The sequence below is a fragment of the Bradyrhizobium sp. USDA 4369 genome, assembly GCF_054056435.1.
In genome coordinates, this window is sequence record NZ_JBSRYH010000001.1 from 7,094,509 (window position 1) to 7,108,562 (window position 14,054).

General features: G+C 63.9%; 15 protein-coding genes and 2 pseudogenes. 14 read left to right on the forward strand and 3 right to left on the reverse strand.

Going from position 1 to position 14,054, the window contains the following annotated elements:
- Positions 1-94: 94 nt before the first annotated feature.
- The 3 genes from ACVIJ6_RS32150 to ACVIJ6_RS32160 all read left to right on the forward strand — a co-directional run bounded on the left by ACVIJ6_RS32150 (position 95) and on the right by ACVIJ6_RS32160 (position 2,256).
- Complete coding sequence (locus ACVIJ6_RS32150) at positions 95-1,300, forward strand: M20/M25/M40 family metallo-hydrolase (RefSeq protein WP_456776000.1); 1,206 nt, start codon at positions 95-97, stop codon at positions 1,298-1,300.
- A 241-nt stretch (positions 1,301-1,541) separates the two neighbouring features.
- A complete protein-coding gene (locus tag ACVIJ6_RS32155) occupies positions 1,542-2,030 on the forward strand; it encodes a GNAT family N-acetyltransferase (protein ID WP_456776001.1) in 489 nt (162 codons plus the stop codon).
- Positions 2,031-2,094: 64 nt separating this feature from the next.
- Positions 2,095-2,256, forward strand: a complete 162-nt coding sequence (locus ACVIJ6_RS32160) for a hypothetical protein (RefSeq protein WP_456776002.1) — start codon at positions 2,095-2,097, stop codon at positions 2,254-2,256.
- A gap of 67 nt (positions 2,257-2,323) precedes the next feature.
- Here ACVIJ6_RS32160 and ACVIJ6_RS32165 read toward each other — a convergent pair whose 3' ends face one another.
- Positions 2,324-2,749, reverse strand: coding sequence for a VOC family protein (locus ACVIJ6_RS32165; RefSeq protein ID WP_456776003.1), 426 nt, complete (start codon positions 2,747-2,749; stop codon positions 2,324-2,326).
- 66 nt (positions 2,750-2,815) lie between these two features.
- On the opposite strand from ACVIJ6_RS32165, the gene ACVIJ6_RS32170 reads away from it, so the two are divergent.
- From ACVIJ6_RS32170 to ACVIJ6_RS32195, 6 genes are all read left to right on the forward strand, one after another.
- Positions 2,816-3,421 carry a TetR/AcrR family transcriptional regulator gene (locus ACVIJ6_RS32170; RefSeq protein WP_456776004.1) on the forward strand — a complete coding sequence of 202 codons (606 nt, stop codon included), beginning with the start codon at positions 2,816-2,818 and terminating at the stop codon, positions 3,419-3,421.
- Between the two features lie 471 nt (positions 3,422-3,892).
- Positions 3,893-4,108, forward strand: a complete 216-nt coding sequence (locus ACVIJ6_RS32175; RefSeq protein ID WP_456776005.1) for a hypothetical protein — start codon at positions 3,893-3,895, stop codon at positions 4,106-4,108.
- 82 nt (positions 4,109-4,190) lie between these two features.
- On the forward strand, positions 4,191-4,931 hold the full coding sequence (locus tag ACVIJ6_RS32180; protein WP_456776006.1) for a DUF6969 family protein: 741 nt from the start codon (positions 4,191-4,193) through the stop codon (positions 4,929-4,931).
- A gap of 19 nt (positions 4,932-4,950) precedes the next feature.
- Entirely contained in the window at positions 4,951-5,547 is a 597-nt protein-coding gene (locus tag ACVIJ6_RS32185; protein WP_456776007.1) for a sigma-70 family RNA polymerase sigma factor, read from the forward strand.
- Positions 5,547-6,203 carry an NrsF family protein gene (locus ACVIJ6_RS32190; RefSeq protein WP_456776008.1) on the forward strand — a complete coding sequence of 219 codons (657 nt, stop codon included), beginning with the start codon at positions 5,547-5,549 and terminating at the stop codon, positions 6,201-6,203. Before ACVIJ6_RS32185 ends, ACVIJ6_RS32190 begins: the two co-directional genes overlap by 1 nt.
- A gap of 317 nt (positions 6,204-6,520) precedes the next feature.
- Complete coding sequence (locus tag ACVIJ6_RS32195; RefSeq protein WP_456777128.1) at positions 6,521-9,247, forward strand: PAS domain-containing protein; 2,727 nt, start codon at positions 6,521-6,523, stop codon at positions 9,245-9,247.
- A gap of 178 nt (positions 9,248-9,425) precedes the next feature.
- On the opposite strand, the gene ACVIJ6_RS32200 is transcribed toward ACVIJ6_RS32195, so the two are convergent.
- Complete coding sequence (locus ACVIJ6_RS32200; RefSeq protein WP_456777186.1) at positions 9,426-9,620, reverse strand: hypothetical protein; 195 nt, start codon at positions 9,618-9,620, stop codon at positions 9,426-9,428.
- Between ACVIJ6_RS32200 and ACVIJ6_RS32205 the strand changes: the two are divergent.
- A pseudogene (locus tag ACVIJ6_RS32205) lies at positions 9,567-9,716 on the forward strand (hypothetical protein); the annotation flags it as partial. The gene ACVIJ6_RS32200 and the pseudogene ACVIJ6_RS32205 overlap by 54 nt on opposite strands.
- Before the next feature lie 90 nt (positions 9,717-9,806).
- On the opposite strand, the gene ACVIJ6_RS32210 reads toward ACVIJ6_RS32205, so the two are convergent.
- Positions 9,807-10,460: a hypothetical protein gene (locus ACVIJ6_RS32210; protein ID WP_456777187.1), complete on the reverse strand. Its 654-nt coding sequence runs from the start codon at positions 10,458-10,460 to the stop codon at positions 9,807-9,809.
- On the opposite strand from ACVIJ6_RS32210, the gene ACVIJ6_RS32215 reads away from it, so the two are divergent.
- From ACVIJ6_RS32215 to ACVIJ6_RS32230, 4 genes and pseudogenes are all read left to right on the forward strand, one after another.
- Positions 10,428-11,678, forward strand: coding sequence for an exonuclease domain-containing protein (locus ACVIJ6_RS32215; RefSeq protein WP_456777129.1), 1,251 nt, complete (start codon positions 10,428-10,430; stop codon positions 11,676-11,678). The genes ACVIJ6_RS32210 and ACVIJ6_RS32215 overlap by 33 nt on opposite strands.
- 356 nt (positions 11,679-12,034) lie before the next feature.
- Complete coding sequence (locus ACVIJ6_RS32220) at positions 12,035-12,703, forward strand: Crp/Fnr family transcriptional regulator (RefSeq protein WP_456777130.1); 669 nt, start codon at positions 12,035-12,037, stop codon at positions 12,701-12,703.
- An 87-nt stretch (positions 12,704-12,790) separates the two neighbouring features.
- Complete coding sequence (locus ACVIJ6_RS32225; RefSeq protein ID WP_456776009.1) at positions 12,791-12,994, forward strand: YgaP family membrane protein; 204 nt, start codon at positions 12,791-12,793, stop codon at positions 12,992-12,994.
- A gap of 67 nt (positions 12,995-13,061) precedes the next feature.
- Positions 13,062-13,950: pseudogene (locus tag ACVIJ6_RS32230) on the forward strand (MBL fold metallo-hydrolase).
- The last annotated feature ends 104 nt before the right edge of the window (positions 13,951-14,054 follow it).

Here is a 14,054-nt window from a genome sequence, read left to right on the forward strand (position 1 = left end):
CGGATCGAGGCACATTGCCGTCCTGCACGGGCTCGCCTTGCACATCGACGCACGGAACGCGATGCTGCTGCATCGCACTCACCAGGGATTCGCCATGTCCGTCGACACCGCCGCCGCCACCGATCGCCTCATGCGTTTTCTCGCCGTGCCGGGGGTGACCGGACAGGAGAAGGCGATCGGGCGCGAAATCATGGCGGCGCTGAAGCAGGCCGGCGTGCCGGCCAAGGCGATGCGCTTCGACGATGCCAATACGCGCATTGCGCTGCCGACCGAGACCGGCAATCTCATCGTGGAGCTGCCCGGCCGCGGCACGATGCGCGATCAGCCGCGCCTGATGTTCATGACCCACATGGACACGGTGCCGCTCTGCGCCGGGGCGCAGCCGAAGATCTCCGGCCGGAAGATCGTCAACCAAGCGAAGACCGCGCTCGGCGGCGACAACCGCTGCGGCTGCGGCATCCTGGTGTCGCTCGCGGCCGAGCTGATCCGTCAAAAGCTCGATCATCCGCCGATCACGCTGCTGTTCTGCGTACGCGAGGAGAGCGGCCTGCACGGCGCGCGCCACGTCGACCTCGACGCGCTCGGCGCGCCGGCAATGGCCTTCAATTTCGACGGCAGCTCCGCCTCCAGCATCACCATTGCCGCTGTGGGCGCCGACCATTGGGAGGCGGAGATCTTCGGCCGCGCCTCGCATGCCGGCGTCGCGCCAGAGCGGGGCATCAGCGCCACCATGATCCTGGCGCTCGCGCTCGCCGACGTCAGAGCCGGCGGCTGGTTCGGCAAGGTGGTGAAGGGCAAGGGCAAGGACGCCAAGCAGGGCACCAGCAATGTCGGCCCGGTCACCGGCGGCGACGGCCGCCCCGCGGGCGACGCCACCAATGTCGTCACCGACTACGTCCATGTGCGCGGCGAATGCCGCAGCCATGACGCCAAATTCGTTCGCGAGATCAGCAACGCCTACAAGGCCGCGTTCGAGAAGGCCGCCAAGCAGGTCACCAACAGCGACGGCAAGTCCGGCCGCGTCAAGTTCAAGGCGGTGACGGAGTTTCCGCCGTTCCGGATCAAGGAGACCCTGCCCGTCGTCAAGCGCGCCACCACCGCCGTCACCGACATCGGCGCCACGCCTACCTTGCGCGCCGGCAATGGCGGCCTCGACGCCAATTGGATGGTCCGCCACGGCATCCCCACCGTCACTTTCGGCACCGGCCAGAACGAGCCGCACACGATCGACGAGTGGATCAACCTGGACGAATATGATCGCGCCTGCGCGCTGGCGCTGCGGCTGGCGACGACGGGGTGAGAGCTCTCTGACGCGCTGAGCTCGTTCCTCGTCTCGCGCCCGCTGCCATGGCCAGGGTCGGGCGCGCCAGCATCCGATCTCCGGCCATCGGTGATCGACCGTCGGCCCCGAGGGGGTCACACGACGGTAAGCTTGGCGTTGTCCATATCGCCGCATTTGGGGTCATTGGGCCAAGGGGCGAGCATTGCCAAGGAATATGGGAGCGTGCGGCGTAACACTCGCGCCGGCCGGACAGACGGATATGCTCGCATTTGCGCAGGATCTGCAGGAGGCATTCTCCTTCGCGATCCTCGACGCCTCTGGTGCGAGCCTCGACCTGCTCATTCCCTCCGATGCGGACATTCAGGACTCGGTCAATGCCTCGGAAAGCGCGACCCATCGTGTTCTGCTGAACGGGGAAGCCATCGGCGGCGCCGTCTTGTCGATCAATCCCGTCTCGCAGCGCAATGCGCTCGATCTGTTCTACATCGCGCCCAGGCACCAGGGGCGCGGCCTCGGCCACGCGGCCTGGCGAGCCATCGAGGCGCATTATCCGGCCACCCGGATCTGGGAAACCCACACGCCCTATCTGGAAAAGCGCAACCTGCACTTCTACGTCAACAAATGCGGGTTCAAGATCGTGGCCTACTACAATGCCTATCACCGCGACCCGCTCGGGGCGCCGCCCGAGGGCATGGCGGAAGATGCGGACTTCTTCCACCTCGAGAAGATCATGAGGAATGGAGCATGAGTCCCGCCCGGCATCCAGCGACTTGCGGCAGCGGAGGCCCCTCTCCCCGGCAAGGAGCGGCGGCATGCTCCATCGCCTCATCGCGGGTCCCCGCTCTGCCGTGATTCCTTCCTGGGGCCCGAACGCGCGCCTGCCCAACGATCAGCTAATCGTTCAGGCGCTTCCCGAAGACATGATAGCTGTCATTGCAGCTCAGCTGATGCTGCGGGAACAGACCCGAGTTTGAGCACGCAGGCGTTCGATTGGTTGCTGCGAACGTCTCAACCGATGTGGCCGACCGCAACCGTCATTCGTCACTGCGGCAGCGCGTCGCGCGAATATTGAGCAGCAAACGCAGCGCTCGGCGGAATCGGCTTGATGACATCGATCAGCACGCCGTTGGGATCCTGCATGATGAAATGCCTCTGACCGAACTGCTCATCGCGCAGCGGCAGCAGGATCGGCAATCCCGCCGCGACCGCCTCGGCATGCATCGTGTCGACGTCGTCGACTTCGAAATTCAGCAGCAGGCCCGAGGCCCGTCCGCGACCTGCGGCGGGAATCGTCTCGTGATCCCCCCTCAGAATCGCGAGATTGACCGCGGGATCGCGCGTGGATTGCAGGTGGACGTACCAATCGGCCTCGAACAGCGGTTGGAACGCCAAGTGCCGGACATAGAACGCCGCAGTGGTGGCGACGTCGTCGGCCATGAGGACGGGGTAATAGCTGGTCATCTTCATGCTTCCCTTCTCCCTCAAATAAACATACATTCTGCCTGTTTCTTATTTAACAAACAGGCAGACTGCATGCAAGAGAAATCGGCCCGGCGCAGCAATCCCGAGCGGACGGCTGAGATGCGGGCGCGGCTGGTCGCCACGGCGCGCCGGCTGTTCGTGACCCACGGCTATGCCGCGACCAGCACGCCGTCCATCGTCGAGGCAGCCGGCGTCACGCGCGGCGCGCTGTACCACCACTTTGCGGACAAGCAGGCGATCTTCCGCGCCGTGGTCGAAGCTGAATCGGAAGCCGTCGCCGCGGCGATTGCAGCAGCCGACACGCCGGGCTTGTCCGCGCGCGCGCGGCTGCTCGCTGGCGCCAAAGCGTATGTGCTGGCAATGCAGGCCCAGGGACGCACGCGGCTGCTCCTGATCGAAGGCCCAGCCGTGCTGGGCCGCGACACGATCCGCGAGATCGAAGGCCGCAACGGGGACGCCAGCCTGAAGACCGGCCTCGAAGAGGCGATCGCCGAGGGCACCCTGCCCCGCCTGCCGATCGAGGCGCTCACCTCGCTGCTCTCAGCCATGTTCGAGCGCGCCGCCATAGATGTCGCCGAGGGCGAGCCGACGGACAATGTCCTTGCCGTCATCGCGCAAATCCTGCGCGGGTTGGCGACGTCACAGCAGAAGGCGTGAACTCACGACGACCGCCGACAGGGCCGTTTGCCGTGTGCTTGGTTGTTGGAGCCACGATGCGCGGCGCGCCGGCTGCCGCCGCACGATCAGCGACGTGAGCCGGTACGTTCGTAATCAGCCGATCGGGCAAGAAATCCTGTTCCGGCAGGCGTAACCTTTTCCTGCTTCGCGCCGAACCGCCTTGCGAGGGTGACCCCGCCCTGCAGCCCGCGCTCGCACGGAGAAACACATGCCATCGACCTTGTTCGCAGCCCTGCCGGCTTCAGCCGCAACGCAGCGACCGTCAGGCGCAGCGCGGCAGAGTCGACACCGGCCATGCCGGGGGCGCACCCATCGCTCTGACCGGCTTTTTCATCCTTATGGGCTTCGACACGACCGTCGAAGCATCCCTGACGCGCGCCATGCCGGACTGGCTGGCTGCCGTTACGACGCGGCTTTGACGCGTCATTGTTCACGCGAAGGAGACTCAAGATGACGACACTACGCAAATCTCTCCAAGCTCTCGGTGCCATTGCCGCCGTCGGCGGCATCATCGCAGCTGCGCCGGTGCCGGCCAAGGCCCAGGCCGGCAATCCCTGCGCGCCCAAGTCCGGCTCGATGGCCAATCCTTGCGCGCCCAAGAACAAGAAAGCCAATCCCTGTGCGGCGAAGTCGGGCGTGAAAAACCCGTGCGCAGCGAAGAAATAGCAGCGAATTCGTCACAAGCACGAACTGGGAGGAGACGGCGAGACGCGCCGCCTCCGCCCAATCCCATGATGAGGGGCATTCCATGACGGCGACCGCGACCAAGCCGCTGCGTATTGAACCACAACCATCGGGACCAGCGCGATCGGGCAACGCACCGCCTCGCGACCAACTGCGGCGCATGGCGACTGCCGCGAACGAGGTCGTCGCCTGCATCAGCGAACTGCATGCAGCCGGCAGCAATCTGGTGCTCGACGTCCTGCGACACGGCGATGATTTCACGGAGTGGGAGCACTATCCGGCCGACGATGCCTGCGATCCCGTGACGCATGCCAGGTACTATCTGCATGCTCATTCACCTGATGACCGCGAGCGGGCGGACTACGCACATTTCCACGCTTTCATGGATGTCGCCGGACTGCCCGATCATCTCCGCCGCAAGATTCCCGAGGCAGGCGGACCGATCCATCTGATCGCCATCTCGATGACGCCGGACGGGATGCCGGAACGCCTGTTTACGACCAACCGGTGGGTGACGGACGAAAGCTGGTATCCCGCCGCCGACGTGATCGCCATGCTCGACCGCTTCATCATGACCAGGGATCAGCCATCGAGGCCGCTTAACCGGTGGCTGAACGCCATGATCGTGCTATTCAGACCGCAGATCGAGGACCTGCTGAGGGAGCGCGACCGGATCATTGCCAACTGGCGGCCGCTGGATCCCAGCGTCAGCGTGCTGGAGGATCGTCGCCTGGAAGTGACGTCGGCGATGGCCATCTCATTGATGCAGCAGATCGCCTGGCTGGAGTTGCACCTTGACGGCTAGGGATCCTATTGCGCGGAAGGTGACGCTCACGGTTGTCGACGGCAAAAGCTCCGATAAGCAGGACAGGTTGCGGCCGCGCGAGCTCGACTGGTCGATCCTGATGGCGCGCGCGCAAGACGGCGATCGCGACGCTTATCACAGGCTACTCACCGACATCTCGCCCTACCTCCGCTCGCTGGCCGCCAGGTGGAATCGCCAGGGCGTCGACATCGAAGACGCAGTGCAGGACATTCTGCTGACGATACACACCATCAGGCACACCTACGATCCTGCACGTCCGTTCGCGCCGTGGCTTGTCACCATCGCCCGACGCCGGCTGATCGACCGTCTGCGGCGCCAGGGCCACACACGCCGACGGGAAGTGGTCCTCGAGCGCGAACACGAATCCGTCGTCGAACCGCAGCCCGACACCGGACATGACGGTCATATTCTTCGAGCTGCGGTCGACAGCCTTCCGCCTGCTCAGCAGCAGGCCTTGCGCCTCGTCAAGCTGCAGGAAATGTCCTTGAACGACGCCTCGAAGGTCAGCGGCATGTCGGTCAACGCGCTCAAGGTGAACATCCACCGGGCGCTGAAGAATTTGCAGAAGTTGTTTTCCGACCGGGACCTACCATGATGGATACGCTAGACCTCATCGCCTCGCTCGCGTCGGACATGAAGCCGGTGAAACGGCTGCAGCCACCGCTCTTGCGCGCGCTTGGCTGGCTGTCCTCCGCCGCCGTGCTGTTGGTCCTGCTCGCCGTCAACCGCGGCATTCGTCCCGATCTTGCCGAGCGGCTGCAGGACCCAGCCTTTGCGACCAGCATGGCTGCGGCGCTCGCGACGGGCGTCCTCGCGGCGGTCGCCGCCTTTCATATCAGCCTGCCGGACCGTTCGAGGCTCTGGCTGCTGCTGCCGGTTCCAACTGTTTGCATCTGGCTCTCGAATATCGGCTATCAATGCTTGACCCATTGGGTCGTGATCGGACCGGAGGGCGTCAGTCCGGGCGAAGCTGTCCGCTGCTTCTCGACATTGGCCCTGACGGGCTTGCCGCTTTCGCTGCTTCTTGGCGTCATGCTGCGTTATGCCGCGGTGCTACGCCCCACTGCGGTGGCAGTCACCGGCAGCCTCGCGGTCGGAGCGCTCACAGCCGCGGCGCTGTCGCTGTTCCATACGATCGATGCATCGGCGATGATCCTGATGTGGAACGTGGGCACGGCCTTGGTGTTCGCCACGCTGGGAGCCGTGTTCGGACAATCTGCAATGCGATGGCTTGCGCAGCGGTTGAGCTGACTCTCGGGAAGCTGAGTTCCCCCGCTTCGGACCAAATTGACGTCCTGGCTTGAAGTCCTTGAGGCGCATGGGAGGGCCACATACCAGCCGCTCGCCCGCGATGCACATTCTGGTCATTTGCACTCCGGCGAGATGAATGACATGAGTCTGGATCATGCCAATTTTCAAGCCACCGCACTCGTCGGACATTGAGACGAGCCGTGGCAAAGGCTTCGGTTTGCGGCTCACCCGACAGCTATGTTCGAGCAAAGAGATTTCGCGTGGCCTATAGAGCAGACCGGACGTCCCAATACGACTTCCTGTCTGGCGGCGGTCAGATGGGCCGGCTCATGCTCGCGCACGACTGGTCGGCTTCGCCGCTGGGACCGCCGGACGGATGGCCTCAGAGCCTGCGCTCGGTGGTCGGCCTGCTGCTTGGTTCCAAGTTTCCGATGTTCGTTGCATGGGGAACCGAGCTGGGGTTCCTCTACAACGACTCCTACGCCGAAATCCTCGGCGGCAAGCATCCGAAGGCGCTTGGTGAGCGCTTTTCCGAAATCTGGGCCGAGATTTGGCCCGATATCGCCCCGCTCATCGAGGCGGCGATGGCCGGCGAGGCGACCTATCGCGAGGACCTGCCGCTCCTCATGAACCGCAAAGGGTTTGAGGAGCAGACCTGGTTCACCTTCAGCTACTCGCCGGTGCGGGACGAAGCGGGCCAGGTCGCCGGAATGTTCTGTGCCTGTAGCGAGACGACGGCAAAGGTGGTCGCTGAACGCCATTCCCTGGAGGAGCGCGAGCGGCTGCAGCGCATGTTCGAGCAGGCGCCGGGCTTCATGGCCATGTTGAGCGGGCCCGAGCACCGCTTCACGCTCACCAACCCCGCCTTTCAGCAACTGATCGGCCACCGTAACGTGGTTGGTAAACCCGTGTCCGAGGCCCTGCCCGACGCCGCTGCCCAGGGGTACGTCGAGCACTTGAACAAGGCGTTCGGCACCGGAGAAGCGCTCATTTTCTCGAGCGCTCCCTACGCCATGCAGGTGGCACCCGGCGGCCCCATCCGTGAGCGTCTGGTCGACTTCGTCTACCAGCCGGTTCGAGATACCGATGGCGCCGCCACCGGCGTTTTCGTCGAGGGCTATGATGTCACCGAACGCGTTCGCGCCGAGGCGGCGCTCCGAGCCAGCGAAGCGCGGCTGAAGCTTGCACAGCAGGCAGCCGGAATCGGCGTGTGGGATTGGGACCTCGTCACAGGCGCGATCAGCTGGTCGCCGGAAATGTACGACATTCTGGGGCTCGATCCAGCCAAGCATGCGGGAATGCCCTATGACGCGTGGCTCGGTATTCTCCATCCGGATGACCGTGACCTGGCCGACAGGACGGCGAGAGAAGCGGCGGCAAATGGCGAGGCGTTCAGCATCGACTTCAGAATCACGCACCAGCAGACTGGCGAGCAGCGGTGGGTGCGTTCGCGCGCGACGGCCGTGCTCGATGACCAAGGCAGGCCTGCCCGCATCGTGGGGGTGAATGTCGACGTCACGGGCGAGCGTCGACGCGAGGAAGGACTGCGTGAGCTGGCCGGCGATCTGCAGACCGCGGTCGAGGCAAGCGAACGGGAGCGGAACCGGATCTACGACCTCAGCAACGACCTCTTCGCTGTCGTTGGCTTCGACGGCTTCCTCAAGACCATCAATCCCGCCTGGGAGAGACTGCTGGGCTATTCACGCGCGGAGCTTCTGGCCAAGCCGCTCGCAGCGGTCATCCATCCTGATGACCTCGCTGCTGCGGGTCAGGTGATCGCGGCGCTGCAGACGCGCGATCCGCTGCAGCGGTTTGAAAACCGCCTGATCACCGCGGGCAGCAACACGATCTGGGTCGCCTGGGCCGCGGTGCCGGAAGGCGACCGCTTCTATGCCGTCGGTCGCGACGTCAGCCGGGAACGCGAGCAGGATGAGGCGCTGCGTCAGAGCCGAAAAATGGAGGCGATGGGACAGCTCACCGGCGGCGTCGCGCATGACTTCAACAACCTGCTCACCCCCATCGTCGGAGCGCTCGATATGCTTCAGCGCAGGGGTGTGGGCAGCGAGCGGGAGCAACGGCTCATCGCCGGCGCGGCGCAATCGGCAGATCGAGCAAAAACGCTCGTGCAGCGCTTGCTCGCCTTCGCCCGCCGACAGCCGCTCCAGCCCGTCGCGGTCGACCTCGGCATGCTCGTTGCCGGCATGGGCGAGCTGGTGGCGAGCACGACGGGACCACAGATCAAGGTCGTCGTCGATGCCGCACGTGACCTGCCGCCGGCCAAGGCCGATCCCAATCAACTCGAGATGGCGGTGTTGAACCTTGCAGTGAATGCCCGCGATGCGATGCCGGACGGCGGGACGCTACGCATATCCGTCCGGGCTGCAACGATCGGCCGGCAACACCGCTCCAACCTCAAACCCGGCCCCTATCTCCATCTCTCAGTCGCGGATAGTGGGACCGGGATGGACGAGGTGACACTGTCCCGCGCGATTGAACCCTTTTTCTCGACGAAGGGCATCGGCAAGGGAACGGGGTTGGGCCTGTCCATGGTGCACGGCCTCGCCACTCAGTTGGGTGGCGCCCTCACCATCCACAGCACTCCGGGAGTGGGCACCAACGTCGAACTCTGGTTGCCGCAGGGAGACGCGCAGACGGGCACGCTGCTTGCCCTCGAACGAGCGCCGGCGCTTGCGGCCCGCCGCGGGACCGTGCTGCTCGTCGACGACGAAGACCTCGTTCGGCTCAGTACCGCCGAGATGCTGATCGAACTCGGGCATGAGGTTGTCGAAGCGGGCTCGGCCGAAGAGGCGCTCCGGCTGCTCAACGGCGGGCTGTTCCCCGATCTCGTCGTGACGGATCACCTGATGCCTGGAATGTCCGGCACAGAACTGGCCCGGCGCATCCAGGCCGAACGTCCCAACGTGAAGGTGCTGATCGTGTCGGGATATGCAGAGGCGGTCGGCATAGCGCCTGATCTCCCGAGGCTGACCAAGCCTTTTCGAAATTTGGAATTGGCGGCGAGCCTCGACAGTCTAGGCCGATAGCACATCGGCAATGTCCGCGGTTGTTGCTCGAGGTCCGCACCTGACACGAAGCAGACGACGGCCGGCCGCGACGCGGTTCAGACGCGACGACGGAACGGCTCCCCGTGACGATCTCCAAGCGTACGAACTCGACGGTGAGCAGCTTCCCGTCAATGCTCCACCTTGACAAAGGGCGCTTTCAGAACAAAAAAGGAACAATGAATCCCTTGGACTGCTCGCGGAAAGCAGGTTCGTTGACCAGGATGATTAGGAGCCCGGCGCACCTCACATGAAACCCATCACGCTGCCGGTCTATTATTATCTCGACCATTTCGTCGAAATGCTCCAGTTCGTCGAGACGACGTATGGCGAGATCCTCACCGATGAAGATCATGCGTTCACGCAGCGCTTTCGCGGCCTCTCCAAGGACGCGCAGTGTCTCTTGATCAGGATGGTCAACAGGCGCGGGACGATCTTCAATCGCGCGCTGTTCAAGTACAAGGAGATCACCGATCTCGAGTCCGCGGCTCAGGACTTGATCGGCTGTGGCCAGGCGCGCGATCTTCGCGCCGAAGATTACTCAGCCTTCGTGCTCAGCCTGCCCAAGACGGCGCTCCTCGACGGTGCCCGTGCGGCCGGATTTGGCCGCGAGGTCCGCACGTCCTGGTCGAAAACGGCGCTGGCCGACTTCTTCGTCGCAGCAATCCCCTTCGATCTTGCCGCGAAGTATTGCGGCGCCGGAAGCTTCATAGCGCTCGACAACACACGGTCGATCGAATTTCTGCTGTATCTCTATTTCGGCAAGACCGCCGATAGTCTCAAGAACTTCGCGCTGCGCGATCTCGGCGTCCTCCGCACCAACAAGGAGACGTCGTTCAGCTCTCGCTTCGCCGACGCCGACGAAGCACGTGCGTGCTTTCATTACAGCCAGGTGCTGGACCGCATCGAGCTGCAATCCGCCGACATCGACCAACGGGCGGTCGCGGAGATCCTGGACGGTCCGCCGCGGACAACCGATTACGCCGCCGACCTTGCGGCCCGCGCCGCGTGTCAGGTCGGACAGTTTTTCGAGAAGCACGGCGATACAGGTCTCGCCGAACGGCTTTATCGTTTCGGCCGGTCGGCCGACTGCCGCGAGCGCCTTGTCCGGTTGCTGTACGCCAAAGGCGACAAGGACGCCGCTGAAGCTCTGCTGCGGGACATGATCGACGATCCCGAAACTGACGACGAGCATCTCTTCGCAACGGACTTCTACGCTCGGAAGTTCGGCGGGCGGCGGACAGGCCTGTGTACCGAGTTGCTGCGCTCGGGGCGCCAAATAGTCGTCGACGACACACATCGCGGTCATCCGGAAGCAGGCGTCGCCGGCGTGCTGAGACGTCAGGGCGGCGAAGTCTATTTTGCGGAGAATACGCTCTGGCTCACGCTGTTCGGATTGTTGTTCTGGGATGAGCTCTTCGAGTCCGGCCAGCTCAGCAGTGGTTTCGATTGGATCCCGCATTGCCTGCGCGACCGGACCTTCCATCGCCGGTTCGCCCCGCAGATCGACAGCAAGCTCGCGCAGGTCAGAGCTGGAGATGCGCTTCCGATTGTTCTGCGCACCATCGCTTCCAAATGGGGACGACCGAACGGACTCTTTGCCTGGGACCACGTACAGATGGGTGCGTTGCGTGCCCTGCTCGCATGCGCCAATGCGGACGGCCTGGCAGCCATTGTGCGGGCGATGTGCGAGGATTTCCGCGGCATGCGGGACGGCTTCCCCGACCTGATGCATGTGCGCGACGGCAAAGTGTCTTTCGTCGAGGTCAAGGCCGAAGGCGACGCCATCCGCCGCAATCAATTGATCCGGCTACGCCAGCTGGAACACGCCGGCATCCGTGCTGAGATCGGTCGTGTGGATTACCGGTTCGACCCGGAGCAGGACTACGTGGTCGTGGACATCGAGACCACAGGCTCCTGGTCGTCTGGTGATCGGATCACCGAAATCGGGGCGGTGAAGGTCCGCAACCATCAAATCGTCGAGGAGTGGCACTCGCTGATCAATCCACAGCGGCCGATCCCGGCGAAGATCGTCGAGCTGACCGGCATCACCAACCAGATGGTCCGGGATGCCCCCTTGTTCCACGACATCGCCGACAGTTTCATGGCGTTCATGGGCGACGGAATCTTCGTCGCCCACAATGTAAACTTCGATTACGGGTTTTTATCGTACGAGTATGAACGGCTCGAACGGCGCTTCCGTTTCCCGAAATTGTGCACCTGCGTCGGAATGCGGCGGCGCTATCCCGGGCATAAATCCTACGGGCTGGGAAAATTGTGTGCGATCTACGGCATTGCGCTCGACGATCATCATCGCGCTCTATGCGATGCTCGGGCGGCAGCGCGGCTGCTGAATCTCATCAACAGGAAGCGCGTCGACGAAAGTCCGGCGGAGGCCGAGCAGGCAGCGTAGTGGCGTCGAGCAAGTTGCGGGCGAAAGCACCGCCTTGTGCTGGCGAAGCTCGGCATCATCGACCCGGCCCGGCTGGTGCCTGACCTGCGCTTACCCTCGCCGTTTCAGCCGACCATCCATTGACATAGCTCAACCGGCGAGGACGGCGCTCGCGATATCGATCTTCACGGGGAAGGTTTCGGGAGCTCACCAGGGAGTTGTTGGTCATTTCTCCGTTAAAGCATGATCCGGAAAAGTGCGCAGCGGTTTTCCGGAAAGATCATGCGCAAACAACAACCTAAAGCGCGATGACGATTCATCCTGATCTCATCGCGCTTTAGGCAACGCACCGATGATGGCCGTATCCGACGATGCAAATTGATAGCACACAGGATTGGACCCACGCGTTTCCGCTGCTCCGACAGCTGCCGAAGGAGCTCTTCGTTCAGCTGCGCGACACCAGCCTGATCGTTGAGCTGCCCGAGGGCAGCCGCATCTTCGGACCCGGTCAGGCGCCGGACTCCTTCCTGCTGCTGCTGGATGGCACCATTCGCGTGCAACAGACCTCGGAATCCGGCCGCGAGATCGTGCTCTATCGCGTCCAGGCTGGCGAGAGCTGCGCGCTGACCACCGCGTGCCTGCTGGGTTACGAAGACTATCAGGCCGAGGGAATCGCGGAGACGCGGATCCGTGCGGTCGCAATGCCCCGCGCGCTGTTCGACCGGCTGATCGCCAGCTCGCGCGAATTCCGCCAGTTCGTCTTCACCGCGTTCAGCCGCCGCGTCACCAACCTCTTCCGCCTCATCGAAGAGGTCGCGTTCCAGCGGATCGACGCGCGGCTGGCCCAGAAGCTTCTCGAACTTGCCGGATCGAGGCAGCACATCGCGGCAACGCACCAGGATCTCGCCAACGAACTCGGCAGTGCGCGCGAGGTCATCAGCCGGCAACTCAGCGAATTCGCACGGCGGGGCTGGCTGCGAGTGAATCGCGGCACGGTCGAGATCATCGACGGATCGGCCCTCGCGCAGCTTGCCCGACATGGCTAGAAGGCCGCCCGCTCGGTGACTTAGTTACAGACCGCCCCAACGCAGCGTTCTATGGATTTTCCGGCACAAGCCAAAGGGGAGCGCGAGATGACACAGAACATTGGCAAGATCGATCGTCTGATCCGGATCGTCGTGGGACTGGCGATCCTGAGCCTGACCATCATCGGCCCGCAAACGCTGTGGGGCCTGCTCGGCCTGATCCCGCTCGGCACGGCGCTGATCGGCTGGTGCCCGCCCTACGCGATGCTCGGCATCAACACCTGCGGAACCAAGCCCGGCGCGGCGTCTTAGCTCGACCGGACGACAACGATATCGGGCGACGGCGCCGCCCGACGCGCTTCCTCCTGGAGCAGCAGCCATGTCCTATCCCATCGATCTGCGCGTGCAGCCCAAGGTGGCGGGCTTCTTCGATCCGGAAACCAGCACCATCAGCTACGTCGTCAAGGATCCGTCGTCCGCCGCCTGCGCGATCGTCGACCCCGTCCTTGACATCGATTACGCGGCGGGCCGCATCGGCACGCGGTCGGCCGACATGCTGATCGACTATGTGACGCTGAACGGTCTGCAGCCGGAATGGCTGATCGAGACGCACGCCCACGCCGATCACTTGTCCGCCGCGCCCTACATCCAGGGCAGGATCGGCGGCAGGATCGGCATCGGCGAGCATATCCTGACTGTCCAGGAGACCTTCGGCAAGGTGTTCAACGAAGGCACCGAGTTTCGCCGCGACGGCAGTCAGTTCGATAGGCTGTTCAAGGATGGCGAGACCTACACGATCGGCCAGATGACGGCGTTCGTCATGCACACGCCGGGGCACACGCCCGCCTGCACCACCCATGTCATGGGGGATGCAGGCTTCGTTGGTGATACCCTGTTCATGCCCGATGGCGGCACCGCACGCGCGGACTTCCCGGGCGGCAATGCGCGCACGCTGTTTCGCTCGATCCGGACCATCCTTGAAACCCTGCCGCGCGAGACCCGGCTGTTCATGTGTCACGACTACGGACCGAACGGCCGGACCGTGCGCTGGGAGACGACCGTGAGCGAGGAACGGGTGCACAACATCCATGTGCGGGACGGCATGACCGAGGGCGCGTTCGTCGCGCTCCGCGAAGCCCGCGACAGGACGCTGGGCATGCCCCCGCCTGATCATTCCCTCGCTGCAGGTCAACATCCGCGCCGGCCATTTCCCGCCTGCGGACACGAGCGGAAAGGTCTTCCTGAAGGTGCCGATCAACGTGCTCTGACAACGAATGAGGAGTCGAGCCACCATGCGCTGCCGCCCTGCCGCGTCACGAAGATGTCAGTTGCCAGACACGGCCGGTTTGCGCGACCAGTTCCGATCGGAGCA